At 74.1% G+C, this 13,586-nt stretch carries 16 protein-coding genes; 3 read left to right on the forward strand and 13 right to left on the reverse strand.

Annotated elements, in window-relative coordinates:
* From ACFZP7_RS31615 to ACFZP7_RS31630, 4 genes are all read right to left on the reverse strand, one after another.
* The gene (locus ACFZP7_RS31615) at positions 1 to 459 is read right to left on the reverse strand and encodes a hypothetical protein (protein ID WP_239099868.1); all 459 of its coding nucleotides are present in this window, start codon (positions 457 to 459) and stop codon (positions 1 to 3) included.
* A 142-nt stretch (positions 460 to 601) separates the two neighbouring features.
* Positions 602 to 1,165 carry a TetR/AcrR family transcriptional regulator gene (locus tag ACFZP7_RS31620; protein ID WP_385637392.1) on the reverse strand — a complete coding sequence of 188 codons (564 nt, stop codon included), beginning with the start codon at positions 1,163 to 1,165 and terminating at the stop codon, positions 602 to 604.
* Between the two features lie 28 nt (positions 1,166 to 1,193).
* Entirely contained in the window at positions 1,194 to 2,561 is a 1,368-nt protein-coding gene (locus tag ACFZP7_RS31625) for an Asp-tRNA(Asn)/Glu-tRNA(Gln) amidotransferase GatCAB subunit A (protein ID WP_019327885.1), read from the reverse strand.
* Complete coding sequence (locus ACFZP7_RS31630; protein ID WP_019327886.1) at positions 2,548 to 2,724, reverse strand: hypothetical protein; 177 nt, start codon at positions 2,722 to 2,724, stop codon at positions 2,548 to 2,550. Before ACFZP7_RS31630 ends, ACFZP7_RS31625 begins: the two co-directional genes overlap by 14 nt.
* Before the next feature lie 133 nt (positions 2,725 to 2,857).
* Here ACFZP7_RS31630 and ACFZP7_RS31635 point away from each other — a divergent pair, with 133 nt between their 5' ends.
* Both ACFZP7_RS31635 and ACFZP7_RS31640 read left to right on the forward strand, forming a co-directional pair.
* On the forward strand, positions 2,858 to 3,748 hold the full coding sequence (locus ACFZP7_RS31635) for an MBL fold metallo-hydrolase (protein ID WP_385637393.1): 891 nt from the start codon (positions 2,858 to 2,860) through the stop codon (positions 3,746 to 3,748).
* Positions 3,749 to 3,872: 124 nt separating this feature from the next.
* The gene (locus ACFZP7_RS31640; protein ID WP_019327888.1) at positions 3,873 to 4,151 is read left to right on the forward strand and encodes a hypothetical protein; all 279 of its coding nucleotides are present in this window, start codon (positions 3,873 to 3,875) and stop codon (positions 4,149 to 4,151) included.
* Between the two features lie 25 nt (positions 4,152 to 4,176).
* On the opposite strand, the gene ACFZP7_RS31645 is transcribed toward ACFZP7_RS31640, so the two are convergent.
* The 9 genes from ACFZP7_RS31645 to ACFZP7_RS31685 all read right to left on the reverse strand — a co-directional run bounded on the left by ACFZP7_RS31645 (position 4,177) and on the right by ACFZP7_RS31685 (position 12,865).
* Positions 4,177 to 5,439, reverse strand: coding sequence for an arginine deiminase (locus ACFZP7_RS31645; protein ID WP_019327889.1), 1,263 nt, complete (start codon positions 5,437 to 5,439; stop codon positions 4,177 to 4,179).
* Between the two features lie 87 nt (positions 5,440 to 5,526).
* A complete protein-coding gene (locus ACFZP7_RS31650; protein WP_385637396.1) occupies positions 5,527 to 6,981 on the reverse strand; it encodes a basic amino acid/polyamine antiporter in 1,455 nt (484 codons plus the stop codon).
* 41 nt (positions 6,982 to 7,022) lie between these two features.
* Positions 7,023 to 7,907, reverse strand: a complete 885-nt coding sequence (locus tag ACFZP7_RS31655) for a DMT family transporter (protein ID WP_193449565.1) — start codon at positions 7,905 to 7,907, stop codon at positions 7,023 to 7,025.
* 45 nt (positions 7,908 to 7,952) lie between these two features.
* Positions 7,953 to 8,780, reverse strand: coding sequence for a hypothetical protein (locus ACFZP7_RS31660; RefSeq protein WP_385637399.1), 828 nt, complete (start codon positions 8,778 to 8,780; stop codon positions 7,953 to 7,955).
* A gap of 178 nt (positions 8,781 to 8,958) precedes the next feature.
* Positions 8,959 to 9,297: an SCO0607 family lipoprotein gene (locus ACFZP7_RS31665; protein WP_385637402.1), complete on the reverse strand. Its 339-nt coding sequence runs from the start codon at positions 9,295 to 9,297 to the stop codon at positions 8,959 to 8,961.
* 73 nt (positions 9,298 to 9,370) lie between these two features.
* Positions 9,371 to 10,381: a hypothetical protein gene (locus tag ACFZP7_RS31670; protein ID WP_385637405.1), complete on the reverse strand. Its 1,011-nt coding sequence runs from the start codon at positions 10,379 to 10,381 to the stop codon at positions 9,371 to 9,373.
* Between the two features lie 42 nt (positions 10,382 to 10,423).
* Positions 10,424 to 10,993 carry a DUF488 family protein gene (locus ACFZP7_RS31675; protein WP_385637406.1) on the reverse strand — a complete coding sequence of 190 codons (570 nt, stop codon included), beginning with the start codon at positions 10,991 to 10,993 and terminating at the stop codon, positions 10,424 to 10,426.
* 28 nt (positions 10,994 to 11,021) lie between these two features.
* Positions 11,022 to 12,020 (reverse strand): GlxA family transcriptional regulator, encoded by a 999-nt coding sequence (locus tag ACFZP7_RS31680; RefSeq protein ID WP_385637409.1) that lies wholly within the window; start codon positions 12,018 to 12,020, stop codon positions 11,022 to 11,024.
* A gap of 278 nt (positions 12,021 to 12,298) precedes the next feature.
* On the reverse strand, positions 12,299 to 12,865 hold the full coding sequence (locus tag ACFZP7_RS31685; RefSeq protein WP_385637412.1) for a GNAT family N-acetyltransferase: 567 nt from the start codon (positions 12,863 to 12,865) through the stop codon (positions 12,299 to 12,301).
* A gap of 131 nt (positions 12,866 to 12,996) precedes the next feature.
* Between ACFZP7_RS31685 and ACFZP7_RS31690 the strand changes: the two genes are divergently transcribed.
* On the forward strand, positions 12,997 to 13,575 hold the full coding sequence (locus ACFZP7_RS31690) for a TetR/AcrR family transcriptional regulator (RefSeq protein ID WP_019327898.1): 579 nt from the start codon (positions 12,997 to 12,999) through the stop codon (positions 13,573 to 13,575).
* Positions 13,576 to 13,586: the final 11 nt, after the last annotated feature.

A 13,586-nucleotide genomic window follows, 5' to 3' on the forward strand; every position in this document is an offset into this window, starting at 1 on the left:
TCAGCCCGGCAGCGGGTAGGCCACGGTGCGCGGGAACCCGTCCGGCCTGCCGTCGGTGTAGGTGAGGGTCATCCGCGTGAAGTGCCGCTCGCCGGGGTCGCTCTGCGAGGCCCTCGGCTCGTCGAGCCGCACGGTCACGGGGTACGCGCGGAAGGTGCCCGCGGCGCAGTAGGGATCGCAGTCGTTGACGACGTTGGTGCCCCGGCCCACCGCGGCGTGCGCGTCCCAGCGCAGCCAGTGCATCGAGACCAGGCGGCTGTTGCCGTCCCCGCAGGCGAGGACGTACGCCTCGGGACGGACCTCGGGCTGCGAGGCGCAGTCCAGGAGCACCGGGTCAGATGCCTGCCGGTGCTGCGCCGTCCGGGCGGTGTCGGTGTGCTGCGCCGACGGTGCCGCGAAGGCCGTGCCCATGGGTACTGCGAGCGCGGCGGCGGCACAGAGCGTGATCGCTGCCCTCATCGGGTTTCTGCCCATGTCTGCTCCCGGCCTTCTCGGGGTCGCTTGTCTCCGCTCCGTTCCCCGTACCGACCGTACGACCGCGCCCGGGAACGCACCACTCGTACGGAGCAGCGCCCGGACCGGCGCGGGGAGCCGGCCGGTGCTACCCGGGCGCGTCCAGCACACCGGCCACCAGGCGGCGCGCGTACCCGGCGTCGAGCCCGCCGGGGCGGAACAGGATCCGGTACATGACGGGCGCGACGACGCGGTCCACCACCGTCTCCGTGTCGGGCACCGCCTCCCCGCGGCCGGCCGCGCGGGCGAGGACCACGTCGATCTGCTCGGCGGCGTAGGCCGAGCACTGGCCCGCGTTGGCGCCGTCCGCATCGCCCAGCAGGGCGTCGCGGATGTAGGCGCGGCCCGGGGGAGAGGCCATCTCGTCGAGGAACTGCTCGGCCCAGGCCGTCAGATCGGCGCGCAGGCTGCCGCGGTCCTCCGGGTCCGAGTCGGGGCGCAGCCGTTCGACGGCCACGTCCGACAGCAGTTCCTGGAGGTCTCCCCAGCGGCGGTACACCGTCGACGGGGTGACTCCGGCGCGGGCGGCGACCAGCGGCACCGTCAGCGCCTCACGGCCCACCTCGGCGGTGAGTTCGCGGACGGCCGTGTGCACCGACTCCTGGACCCGGGCGCTGCGCCCGCCCGGGCGGGCCATCGGTCTGGGACTCATGCCCACACCTTAGAACAGCGCCCTCGCGTCAGGCGGAGCCCCGTTCGTGGGCCAGGCCGACGCGCACCACGGTGGCCTCGTCGAAGGGGCGTCCGAGCACCTGCAGGCCGATCGGCAGCCCGGCCCGGTCGGTGCCGGCCGGCACGGTGAGCGCGGGAACGCCGGTGATGTTCGCCGGCGCGGAGAGCCGGACGTAGGCGTCCGAGACGCTCTCCACGGTGCCGTCGGGCCACGACACGGACGTCTGTCCGGCCGGTACGGCGGTGAGCGGCACGGTCGGGGCGACCACGACGTCGACCTGCCGGAGCATGCGCGCCCACTCCCGCCGCATCAGCGTCCGCGCCCGCTGGGCCCGCAGGTGGTCCCCGGCGGACATCAGCTCCCCGGCCTCCAGGAGCACGCGGACGTCGTCCTCGTACAGTCCGGCGGCGGTGCGCAGGGTCCGCTCGTGGTAGGCGGTGGCCTCGGGCACCATCAGCCCCCACTGGACCGCCTGGACGTAGCGGGCCATCGGGATCTCCACGTCGACGAGGCGGGCGCCGCGCAGCGCCAGCCGGTCCACGGCGCGGCGGACGGCATCGGCGACCTCCGGGTCGACGTGGTCGAAGTAGTAGGTGGTCGGCACGCCGACGCGCAGCCCGGACAGGTCGTCCGGATCCGTCGCCGGCCGGTGGCCCGGGGCGGGCGCGGGGCGTGACGCGGGATCGCGCGGATCGTGCCCCACGAGGGCGGCCAGGACCGTCGCGGCGTCCTCGACGGTCCGGGTGATCGGGCCGACGTGGTCCAGCGACCACGACAGGGAGGTCACTCCGTGCCGGGGCACCAGGCCGTACGTCGGTTTGAGGCCGACGACGCCGTTGAGCGCGGCGGGCACGCGGATCGATCCGCCGGTGTCCGTGCCGAGCGCGAAGGTGGCCGCGCCCGCCGCCACCGCGACGGCCGAGCCTCCGCTGGAGCCGCCCGCGACCCTGCCGCGGTCGTGGGCGTTGCGCGTCTGGGGGGTGGTGAGGCCGTAGGCGAACTCATGGGTGTGGGTCTTGCCGGCCAGCACCGCGCCGGCCGCCGTCAGCCGCGCGGCGACCGTGCTGTCGGCCGGGGCGCGATGCCCGGCGCGGACGCGGGAACTCGCCGTGGTCGCCGTGCCGGCGACGTCGATCAGGTCCTTGAGCCCCATGGGGACGCCGTGCAGCGGCCCGCGGAGGCGGCCGTGCGCCACGTCCCGCTCGGCCGCCAGCGCCGAGCGCCGGGCCCGGTCGGCCGTCAGGGTCACGTACGCGCCGAGCGACGCCACCTCGCGGGCGCGCTCCAGCACCGAGTCGACCAGTTCGACCGGGGAGAGCCGCCGGGCGCGGATCTCCCGCGCGGCGGCGGTCAGGGACAGCTCATACGGCCGCACGGTGCCCCTCCTCCCGCACGGTGTCCGAGGCGTCGGCGGCGTCGAAGGCGGCGGCGGGCGGCGTGTCGCCGAAGTCCAGTTCGCGCAGCACCGAGACGACGTCCTGGATGTGGCGGGCGGTGGCCGCCACCACGGCTCGGTGGTCCTCTTCCGGGGTGGGCATGCGCCCCTCCTTCCTGCGGGGGTGGAACCCCTGGCCGCTTAAAGCCAAAGGTTTGCGTTAGTGGACCGTAGGTCCTACGGTGGCTAAACGCAAACCAATAGCTTTTAGCGATCGAGGAAAGAGCGGACCCTTAATGCAGACCCCGTCCTGGACCGTGGGCGACACCACCGTCCACCGCATCGACGAGACCCTTCTGCCGCCCGCCACCGGCCCCTGGCTGCTGCCCGGAGCGACCCCCGAGGTGGTCACCCGCCAGGACTGGCTGCGCCCCGACTTCGCCGACGACGACGGTGTCCTGCGCCTCGGCAGTCACAGCTTCGCCCTGACCACCGGGGGACTGCGGGTCGTCGTCGACACCGGCATCGGCAACGGCAAGACGCGCGCCAACCCGGCCTGGCACGACCTGCGCACCGACTACCCGCTGCGGCTCACCGCGGCGGGCTTCCCGCCGGACACCGTCGACCTGGTGATCCTCACCCACCTGCACACCGACCACGTCGGCTGGAACACCACCCGCACCGACGACGGCTGGGTCCCCACCTTCCCCAACGCCCGCTACGTCGTCTCCCGCGCCGAGCGCGACTTCTGGGCCGGGTACGCGATGGACGAGCCGCGCCGCCAGATGTTCCGGGACTCCGTCCACCCGGTCGAGGACGCCGGACTCCTCGACGCCGTGGAGGTCCCCGCCGAGGGCACCGACCTCGCGCCCGGCCTGCGTCTGCTGCCGACACCGGGGCACACCCCGGGCCACGTCGCCGTGCGGGTGGGCGGACCCGGCGGCGGTGCCCTCGTCACCGGGGACTGCGTCCACCACCCCGTGCAGCTCGCCCACCCCGAGCTGGGCAGTTGCGTGGACATCGACCCGGCCCTCGCCGCGTCGACCCGGCGCTCCCTGCTCGCCTCGCTGGCCGGCACCGACACCCTGGTGCTGGGCACCCACTTCCCGCCGCCCACCGCGGGACGGGTCGTCGCCGACGGCGACGCCTACCGGCTGACGCCCGTGCCCGGCCGGTTCGTGCGATAAGGCGCCGATTGCATCCACCGTGTGGTCCGGCGGACGGTCCGCAACCGCGGCCGCCGCACCGGTGTCTCCAGTCGTCGAGAACGCCGACCCATCAAGGCGACCCACCCCGTTGGAGGACCGCGCCATGCACACCATGACCGCCCCGACCGGCGCCGACCCGGCGCGCCGCGACGACACCGACGGCGACTTCCTGCTCCCGCCGCCCCGCCCCGCCGACCGCCTCCCCTGCCGCGTCGACCCGGTCGACCTGCGGCGCCTGGACCTGCTGGCCCTGCTCACCGCGGCCGGCATCGCGCCGTCCGCCGGGGACCGGGCCGCCATCGAACGGCTCAGCGAACTCCCCGGCAGCGTGCACACGGCACTGCACCGCTGGCTGGAGCAGGCGTACGGCTTCTGCCGCTGACCCGCGGCGGCGGTCCGGCACGGGCTCAGAAGTCGACGGGGTCGCGCACCAGCGGGCAGGTCATGCAGTGCCCGCCCCCGCGGCCCCGGCCCAGTTCCGCGCCGACGATGGTGACGACCTCGACGCGGGCCTCACGCAGCAGTGCGTTGGTGAGGGTGTTGCGGTCGTAGGTGAACACCACGCCCGGCTCGATGGCGACGGCGTTGTTGCCGCTGTCCCACTGCTGGCGTTCGGAGGCGTAGGCGTCACCGCCCGTCTCCACCACCCGCAGCGAGGAGAGCCCGAGGGCCTTGGCGACGACGTCGACGAACGGCGTCGTGCCCTCGTCGACGACGTCCAGGCCGCCGGCCCGGTCCCCGGGACGCAGCGAGAAGGTGTGCACCGCGTCCATGATGCGCGGATACAGGGTCACCACATCGCGGTCGGCGAAGGTGAACACCGTGTCCAGGTGCATGGCGGACCGCAGCTTCGGCATCCCGGCCACGACGACGTGCTCGGCGGCGCCGGCGCGGAACAGGGCGGCGGCGACCTGGGTGATGGCCTGGCGCGACGTGCGCTCGCTCATGCCCATGAGGACCACGCCGTTGCCCACCGGCATGATGTCGCCGCCCTCGAAGGTGGCCTGGCCCCAGTCGAGTTCGGGGTCGCCCCACCACACCTTGGCGCCGGTGAAGTCGGGGTGGAAGGTGTAGATCGCCTTCATCAGCAGCGTCTCGTCGTGCCGGGCGGGCCAGTACAACGGGTTGAGGGTGACCCCGCCGTACAGCCAGCAGGTGGTGTCCCGGGTGTACAGCGTGTTGGGCAGCGGCGGCATCAGGTACTCGCGGGCGCCGGTGGACTCGCGGGCGAGCGAGAGGTACGGGGAGCGGAAGTCCTCCGGCAGATCGCCGACGGCGAGCCCGCCGACCAGGTACTCGGCCAGCTCCCTGGGCGACAGGGTCTCCAGATAGGCGCGGGTGGCGTCGATGAGGCCGATGCCGACCTGATTGGCGGTGATCTTCCGGTCCAGGAGCCACGCCTTCGCCTGCGGGATCGCCATGATCTGCGCGAGCAGATCGTGCAGCTCCACCACCTCCACCCCGCGCCGGCGCAGTTCACCGACGAACGCGGCGTGGTCGCGCTCGGCGTTCTCCACCCACATCACGTCGTCGAAGAGGAGGTCGTCGGAGTTGGTCGGGGTCAGCCGCCGGTGTGCGAGGCCGGGGGAACACACCAGGACCTTGCGCAGCCGGCCGACCTCGGAGTGGACGCCGAGCGCGGGCTGCTCCACGCTGTCGATGCTGGTCACACGGTCTCCCTGAAGGTGCGGTGAGCGAGGGGTGCGGGAAGGGGTCGGGGAATCAGGAGGAATCAGGAGGGACGGGGAGCGCGGGGGTCACAGGCTGATCCATCCGACGGCCAGCGCCACCACGCCCAGGACCGCGCCGGCCACGGAGACGCCGAGGACCACGAGTTCCGCCGGCGAGAACAGCCGGCGGCCCTGTTCGCGGCGGGCCATCACGAACAGGGCGGTCGCCGGGGCGTAGAGGACGAACGAGACCAGGAGGTACTTCAGTCCGGCCGCGTACAGCAGGAACGCGGTGTACAGCGTGGCGACGACACCGACGGCCAGTTCGCGCGGCGAACCGCGCCCGCCCTCCGTGCGCGGGTCGTCCCGGACGCCGATCCGCACCGCGAACGCCGCCGCCAGCAGGTACGGGATCAGTGACAGCGCGCTGGTCAGGTTGAGCGCGAAGTCGAAGGCGTCGTCCGAGAAACTGGTGACGATCAGCACCGCCTGGGTGAGCAGCGAGGTCATCAGCAGGGCCGGCACGGGCACGTCGGCGGCGTTGGCGCGGCGCAGGAAGCGCGGCATGTCGTCGTCCTTCGCCGCGACGAAGAGCACCTCGGCCGCCATCAGCGTCCACGCCAGATAGGCGCCCAGCACCGAGACGATCAGACCGACGCTGACGAACACCCTGCCCCAGGTGCCGACGGCCTCCTCCAGGACGCCCGCCATGGAAGGCTGGCGCAGCTCCGCGATCTCGGCCATCGGCATGATGCCGTACGACACGATGGTCACCGACGCGAAGACGGCGAAGACGCTGAGGAAACCCAGCACCGTCGCCCGGCCCACGTCCGAACGGCGCTCGGCGTGCCGGGAGTAGACGCTGGCGCCCTCGACACCGAGGAACACGAAGACGGTGGCCAGCATGGTGCCGCGCACCTGGGAGAAGAGCGAACCCGAGTAGTCGGCACCGCCGAAGTTGTCGGCGAACACGCCCGGCCTGAAGCAGATCAGGGCCAGCAGCACGAAGATGACGATGGGGACGAGCTTGGCCACCGTCACGATCCGGTTGATGGCCGTCGCCTCCCGCACCCCGCGCCGGATCATCCAGAAGAACGCCCACAGCCCGGCCGAGGACAGGACGACGGCGAGCGCGGTGTCACCGTCGCCCAGCTCCGGCCAGACGGAGCCGACGGTCGACATGATGAGCACCCAGTAGGTCACGTTGCCCACGCAGGTGCTGGCCCAGTAGCCGAAGGCCGAGAAGAAGCCCAGGTACTCGCCGAAGCCCGCCTTGGCGTACGCGTAGACGCCCGCGTCCAGGTCGGGCCTGCGCACCGCCAGGGACTGGAAGACGAAGGCGAGCGTCAGCATGCCCGTCCCGGCCACGGTCCAGGCGATCAGCGCGCCCGCGACGCCGGTCTCCTCGGCGAACCGTCCCGGCAGCGAGAACACCCCGGCGCCCACCATCGACCCGACGACCATGGCCGTCAGGGTGAACAGCGGCAGCTTGGCGGTGGGCGGGGCCTGTCCGCCGTCGTCGGTGGTAGCGGCCTGCGACATGCCGTCCCTCGTGGTCGCCGGGCGATTGCGACCACTGTGCCTTACTTGGTGGCTTCGGGCATCTTGTTCGTTTCGCGCAGATCGATGCCTCGCCGGGCGAGGGTCAGCACGCCCGCGACGACCACGGCCACACCGAGCAACTGCGGCAGGACCCACCAGCCGGCGCGCACCTCCTCGCGGTAGAGGACGACACCGAGCATGAGGCTCACCGCGGCGTCCCCGAGGGTGAGGGCGGGCTGGGAGGCCACCAGCGGCCCGCCCTGCATGGCGTGCTCCAGCAGCAGCACGGCGCCCACACCGGCGGCGGCGAAGGCGTACGTCTGCCACGCCGTCAGGAAGCCGGCCACCCCGTCGGTGTCCAGGACGCGCATGGAGTCCTTCATCAGGGCCGCCGTCAGCGCGTAGCACACCGCGGTGGCCGCCCCGAGGCAACCGGCGCGCGCCTTGCCGACGGCACGTCTGAGGCCCGCCGCCGCCAACAGCACGGCCGCTCCGGCGCAGGCCACCAGTGCGGGCAGCCAGCGGTCCAGGGGGACGTCCTCCTCACCGGCGTCCGGCGCGGCCGACACCAGCGCGATGCCGAGCCCGACGACCACCCCGCCCACGGCCAGCCACACGGCGGGGGCCAGACGGCGGCCGGTGGCGAGCGAGGCCAGCAGCAGCGCCAGCGGAAGCTCCAGCACGAACAGCGGCTGTACGAGTGACAGCGGCCCCGTCGCCAAGGCCACCGCCTGGCTCACACCGGCGACGACCACGGCCAGCATGCCGCCGAGCCACACCGGCCGCCGCAGCAGGTCGAGGACGAGTCCCGGGCGGAACCCCTGGGACTGCGGCACGGTCAACGCCGCCTTGCGCTGGAGCACGGTGGCCAGCGCGTTGCTGAACGCGGCGAGGAGTGCGAAGAGCACCGGCAGTACGACAGCCATCCACCGATACTCGCCCGGTTCGCCGCACTCCGCGCGCGGCGGCCGTCAGTCCTTCTTCTCGGCGGGCTCCGCCTCGGCACCTGTGTCCTGCTGCTCGGCCGCCCGCGGGGCGTCGGCGGCGGTGTAGTAGACCGAGGTGCCCTGCTTGGTGCGCTGGGCCTGGTTCCTGGCGACGAGCCCCTCGAGCGTGGTGCGCACGACCGTGCTCTTGATGCTCCGCCCGGTGTTGGCCCGCCCCAGTGCCGTGGCGACCTCGGCGGCGGAACGCGGCTCGCTCTGCTCCGCGAGGTGGGCGCGCACCAGCTCGACCAGGGTGGGCTGGGCGGTGGCCTGCTCGGCGGCGGAGCCCTTCGCCGACGGCTTCTTCGCCGCGCGCTTCCCGCCCGTCCTGGCGGACGACTTCGCGCCCTGCCCGGCGGGCGTCTTCGCGGCCTGTCCGGGGGCCGGCTTCGCCGCGGACCTGGACCTGGCCGTGGACTTGGAGGCCGGCTTGGCGCCCGGCTTCGGGGCGGCGGCGCGCCGGGGCGCCGCCGCGCTCTTGCGGCCCCGCGTCCGCTTGGCGGCGGGCTCCGTGGCGGCGCCGTCGCGGGGCGCGGGCACCGATGCCGCGTCGGCCGTGTCCGGCGCGGTGTCGGTGCCGGCGGCGGTGTCGGCGGCGTCCTGGGCGGCCGACGGCGGCGTGATGCCCAGCGCCTGCTGCATGTTCACCAGCAGGGCGTGGTCGTGCTGCAGCCCGGCCAACTGCTGCTGGAGCGCGGCGATCTCGGCGCTGACCCGCTCCTGCTCCTTGACGTTGCGCTCCAGGTCGTCGGTCACCTGGACGCTGTACTGCGATGCCAGTTGGGTGGCGGGCTGTGTCGTGCTCTCGGACATGCTTCCACTCTCCTCGATTCGCGGCCGTGAAGGCTCGGGAGGAACTACGGGACTTCGGGCGCGGGACATGAGGACCATGTCCGATCGGCGCTCGGCCGGTATACCACGTATGGCGGTCACCGCGGTATGTCCCGCCGTGTTTCCTCGTGCGTGCGTTCGGTCCGCGAACACCCCGGGCTCATTGGCCCTCCGGCACCTCCACGATGTTCCCGTCCTCGTCGACGGTGTGCGTCTGCCAGTAGGTGTCCCACTCGTCACCGACGTGCTCGGGGACCTTTCCTTCCGGATAACGGGTGTAACCCTCGGGTGGTTCCTCACCGTTCGGGACGCACGCGCTGCCGGTGCCGCCGACGGAGATGACGGGGTACTCGCCGCCGCCGCAGGTCGCCTCCTCCATGGAGCAGCCGCTCAGTGCCGCGGCGGCGGCCGCGCAGGCCAGGGCGAGGCCCAACGCGGGGCAGGCCGCGCGGACTCGGTGGCGGGCTGACGGTCGGACGGCTCGGCCGGTGCGACGCATGGGTGACTCCCTCGTGACGACTGACAGGGCAAGCCTCCCCCGGACGGGGAGGGTGTCTCATGAGTACGGGTACTCAGTCCCGCGGGTCCCGCCGCTCGGCTCGCCCGGCCGTGCGGTCGGCCTCGTGCGCCGCGTCACGTGCCTCCCGTTCGGCCCGGTCCAGGGCCTGCGCGGTCGTGTGCTCCCGTTCGCGTGCCGTGCCCAGTTCCCGCTCGGCCCGGGCGAGTTCCGCGTGCGCCTCACGCAGCCGCCGCTCGGCCGCGGACACCTCCTCGCGTGCCCGGTCGACAGCGTCGCCGGCCCGCCGGGACGCGGCGTCGGCGTCCTCCCGCTCAGCGCGCCGGTCATGTGCTTCCCGCGCGGCCCGCTCCGCCGCCCGCTCCGCGCGGGCCTGTTCCTCCTGGCGACGTCTGCGGCGCCGCTCGGCGAGTTCGTCCCCCGCCGGGCCCTCGGGAGGGGCGTGGGGACGGGTGGGCCGCTCACGTGGTGCGGGCCCGGCCCGGCCACCGCCCGAGGGGAACTCGGACGGCGGGGTGAGCGAGCCGGTCAGGCGCCCACCGGCCCACTGCTCCGCCGCGGCCGGGTCGGCGAGTACGGCCAGCAGCGTCGACTCGACCTCCCGGCGCGCCCCTTCGGACAAGGGGTGCCCCGCCTCGCGGGCGAGGTCGGCGGCCTGCCGGGACAGGGCGGTCACGACGCTGCGCCGCTGTGCGGACAACTCCTTGAGGCCGTCGGCGTCCAGGGCGCGGTACGCCTCGCGCAGCGCCCGGCCGAGTTCCAGGAACCGCCGGCTCTCCTCGGGCAGGGAACGGGTCAGCAGGTTCGCCGCCCACGCCGCGAGGGTGGGCCGGCGGGCCGCGTGCAGACGGCGGGCGTCCTCCTTGCGGCCGGCCGATCTGGCGGCCCCGGCGTGCCGCTCGCGGAGGGAGACGAAGTCGGACGGCGGCGCGGCGTACAGCAGGTCGAGCTCCGACTCGACCGGCCCGACCGACGGGGCGTCCTCGGCCGAACCGGCCGAACCGACCGGCACCGGGCCCCGGTCGCCGTCCTTCCGGCCGGGTCCGTCCTCGCGTCGCGTGCTCATCCGTCTCCGCCTCCGCCTCGGCGTCCGTGCGCGGCGCGGCCCCTACGGCCGTGCGTGCTTCGCCACCGCCGCCTCCGCCGCGTCCTCGTCGTCGTACACCAGCAGACCGTCCTCGCGCAGCCGGGCGCCCGGGGTGGGGGAGTGGGCCGTCAGGCGTCCGTCGTGCATGAGGTGGTCCACGGGGACACCGCGGGCCAGGACGGCGAAATCGGCGATGAGGCGCCGGTGGCACCGCCACCACACCGCTTCACTGCACATCACCGTGGTGCGTTCCCGCGCCGCCGCCTCCAGCAACTCGTCCATGGCGGTGACGAACTCCGGCGAACGGGTGTGGCCCGCGTACCCGCGGAACGACGTGTTGCGCCACACCACGTCGGGCGAGTCCGCGGCCGGCTTGCGGAACCCGCCCAGCCGCCGCTCCCACCGGTAGGCGAGGCCCTCCTCGGGCAGCCACTCGGCGAGCCGTTCCCGCAGCAGGTCGGGGTCGCGGCGGCTGCCCGGCGCGGTCCTGACGTCGACCACGGTGGAGACGCCGGCGCCCCTCAGCAGCTCGGCCAGCGCGGCGCGGTCCGCGGTGCCGTGCCCGAAGGTGACCAGATGGGGCTGTGCCATGGGAACGGGGTCCCCGCACCGCCCGCCCTCATGCCTCCCGACCACCCGTGCTCATGGCCCCCCGGCCGCCCGCGTCCGGCACCGGCCGCCGGCCGAACGTGCGCCGGTAGGCGTGCGGGCTGACCCCGGTGGTGCGCTTGAAGCGGTCGCGGAACGAGGTGGGCGAGCCGAAGCCGACCTGTGCCGCGATGCGTTCCACCGAGTGCTCCGTGGTCTCCAGCAGGTGCTGCGCCTGCCGGACGCGTGCCCGGTGCAGCCACTGCAGCGGCGTGGAACCGGTCTGGTCCCGGAACCGGCGGATCAGCGTGCGGGTGCTCATCCCGGCGTGGCCGGCGATGTCCGCGAGGCTGAGGTCGCGGGAGAGGTTGTCCCGCAGCCAGGCGAGCAGCGGTTCGAGAGCGGAGCCGCGGGGTGTGGGCGGGGTGTCGTGCGGAACGAACTGGGCCTGGCCGCCCTCGCGTTCCAGCGGCATGACCGACAGCCGGGCGGCGTCGGCGGCGACCGCGGAGCCGTAGTCGCGGCGGATCATGTGCAGGCACAGGTCCAGTCCCGCGGCGGCGCCGGCCGAGGTGAGGATCCGGCCGTTGTCCACGTAGAGCACGTCCGGGTCGACCTCCACCGCCGGGTACGCGGCGGCCAGGACGTCGGCGGCGGCCCAGTGGGTGGTGACCCGCAGGCCGTCGAGGAGCCCGGTGGCGGCGAGCGGGAAGGTGCCCGAGCAGATGGAGGCGATGCGTGTGCCCTCGGCGGCGGCGGCGCGCAGCGCCTCGATGACGGCGGGGGAGAGCGCGCCGCCGGGAGTGGCCGTGCCCGGCACGATGATGGTGTCCGCGTCCCGCAGGCCGTCCAGACCCCAGGGCGCGCGCAGGGTGAAGGCCCCGGCGTCGGTCTCGGGGTGCTCGGCGCACACGCGGATCCGGTAGCCGGGGCGCCCGTCGGGGAGCCGGGTGCGGGTGAAGACCTCGATCGGCGTGGACAGGTCGAACGGGATCACCTGGTCCAGGGCGAGAACGGCGACGGTGTGCACGGCCGGATCGGACCTCCTCACGGATCGGCGGCCGCGGCCACGGCCCGCCGCCGACCCATTGAACCGCAGGTCGCGGGGGCCCTCGCGCACCGTGGCACTATCCCGTCGAAAGGTGGCACGAATGCCACGCCCTGCCGCCGGACGCCGCCACCGCCCTGCCGCCGGACGCCGCCACCGCCCTGCCGCCGAACGCCGCCACCGCCCGGCCGCCGGACGCCAGCGCCCCGCCGCCGGACGCGTCCCCCGCCGCCGAGGCGCCGCCGTGCCGGGGCCGAGGCTCACGGCCGGCCGGTGGCGGCCGCGAGGCCCGCCCACTCCTCGCGCAGGATGCCGAACAGCACCCGGTCGTGCCGCCGCCCGTCGGTCAGCACGGCGGCACGGCGCCGGCCCTCCTCCCGGAAGCCCAGCCCGAGGAAGCAGCGCACGGCGCGCTCGTTGCCGCTCCAGGTGTCCAGCTCCAGCCGGTGCAGGCCGTACGCGCCGAACAGGTGGTCCATGAGCAGGCGCAGTGCCTCCGAGCCGTGACCGCGGCCCCAGAACTCCTTCTCGCCGATGGTGACGCCCAGGGTGGCCACTCCGGCGTACGGGTCCAGGTCGCGGTAGTCGGCCATGCCTATCGCCCCGCCCTCGGCCGCGTCCTCGACGGTGAACACGGCCGACTCCCGGGGGCTGAGCCGCAGCATGGTGTCGAAGGCGAGCGCGACCGCCTCCGCCGTGACGGGGCCGAAACACGGGTCGCCGGCGGCCGCCCAGCGCACCACCTCGGGGTCGTTGCGCCACCGGAGGTGATGCGCCGCGTCCTCGGACCGCAGCGCCCGCAACCTGGTCAGTCGTCCTTCGATCATCGCGTGATCGTAGTCGCGTGACGCGAACGGCCCGCACGCGGCCACCGGTCTCCGCCCTCAGCCTCTGCGTCCGGCTTGCCTAAAGCTATTAGGCAAACGCATAATCGCTTCAGGTAAACGGAGGGATGGTTATGGCGCGCGTGGGTCTGAGCACGGAACGCCTGGTGCGGGCGGGCGCGGAACTGGCCGACGAGGTCGGCTTCGACCAGGTGACGGTCTCCGCGCTGGCCAGGCGGTTCGACGTCAAGGTCGCGAGCCTGTACTCGCACGTGCGCAGCTCCCAGGACCTCAAGACCCGCATCGCCCTGCTCGCCCTGGAGGAGCTGGCCGACCGGGCCGCCACGGCGCTGGCCGGGCGGGCCGGCAAGGACGCCCTCGCCGCCTTCGCGGACGTCTACCGGGACTACGCCCGCGAACACCCCGGCCGCTACGCCGCGGCGCAGCTGCGCCTGGACCCCGAGACGGCGGCCGCCAGCGCGGGCGTCCGCCACGCGCGGATGACCCGCGCCGTCCTGCGCGGCTACGACCTGACCGAGCCCGACCAGACCCACGCCGTCCGCCTGCTGGGCAGCGTCTTCCACGGCTACGTCAGCCTCGAGATGGGCGGCGGCTTCAGCCACAGCGCCCCCGACACCCAGCAGACCTGGACCCGCATCGTGGACGCCCTCGACGCCCTGCTGCGCAACTGGCCGGCCCCCTCGGCCCCGTAACGAGCACCGAC

The sequence above is a fragment of the Streptomyces sp. SudanB5_2050 genome (genome assembly GCF_964272335.1).
Taxonomy (GTDB): domain Bacteria; phylum Actinomycetota; class Actinomycetes; order Streptomycetales; family Streptomycetaceae; genus Streptomyces; species Streptomyces rochei.

What these genes read in the sequence shown, in the direction of transcription:
- ACFZP7_RS31615 (WP_239099868.1), bottom strand. Translation starts at nt 459, where the DNA reads ATGAGGGCAGCGATCACGCTCTGTGCCGCCGCCGCGCTCGCAGTACCC.
- ACFZP7_RS31620 (WP_385637392.1), bottom strand. Translation starts at nt 1,165, where the DNA reads ATGAGTCCCAGACCGATGGCCCGCCCGGGCGGGCGCAGCGCCCGGGTC.
- ACFZP7_RS31630 (WP_019327886.1), bottom strand. Translation starts at nt 2,724, where the DNA reads ATGCCCACCCCGGAAGAGGACCACCGAGCCGTGGTGGCGGCCACCGCC.
- ACFZP7_RS31635 (WP_385637393.1), top strand. Translation starts at nt 2,858, where the DNA reads ATGCAGACCCCGTCCTGGACCGTGGGCGACACCACCGTCCACCGCATC.
- ACFZP7_RS31640 (WP_019327888.1), top strand. Translation starts at nt 3,873, where the DNA reads ATGCACACCATGACCGCCCCGACCGGCGCCGACCCGGCGCGCCGCGAC.
- ACFZP7_RS31650 (WP_385637396.1), bottom strand. Translation starts at nt 6,981, where the DNA reads ATGTCGCAGGCCGCTACCACCGACGACGGCGGACAGGCCCCGCCCACC.
- ACFZP7_RS31655 (WP_193449565.1), bottom strand. Translation starts at nt 7,907, where the DNA reads ATGGCTGTCGTACTGCCGGTGCTCTTCGCACTCCTCGCCGCGTTCAGC.
- ACFZP7_RS31660 (WP_385637399.1), bottom strand. Translation starts at nt 8,780, where the DNA reads ATGTCCGAGAGCACGACACAGCCCGCCACCCAACTGGCATCGCAGTAC.
- ACFZP7_RS31665 (WP_385637402.1), bottom strand. Translation starts at nt 9,297, where the DNA reads ATGCGTCGCACCGGCCGAGCCGTCCGACCGTCAGCCCGCCACCGAGTC.
- ACFZP7_RS31670 (WP_385637405.1), bottom strand. Translation starts at nt 10,381, where the DNA reads ATGAGCACGCGACGCGAGGACGGACCCGGCCGGAAGGACGGCGACCGG.
- ACFZP7_RS31675 (WP_385637406.1), bottom strand. Translation starts at nt 10,993, where the DNA reads ATGGCACAGCCCCATCTGGTCACCTTCGGGCACGGCACCGCGGACCGC.
- ACFZP7_RS31685 (WP_385637412.1), bottom strand. Translation starts at nt 12,865, where the DNA reads ATGATCGAAGGACGACTGACCAGGTTGCGGGCGCTGCGGTCCGAGGAC.
- ACFZP7_RS31690 (WP_019327898.1), top strand. Translation starts at nt 12,997, where the DNA reads ATGGCGCGCGTGGGTCTGAGCACGGAACGCCTGGTGCGGGCGGGCGCG.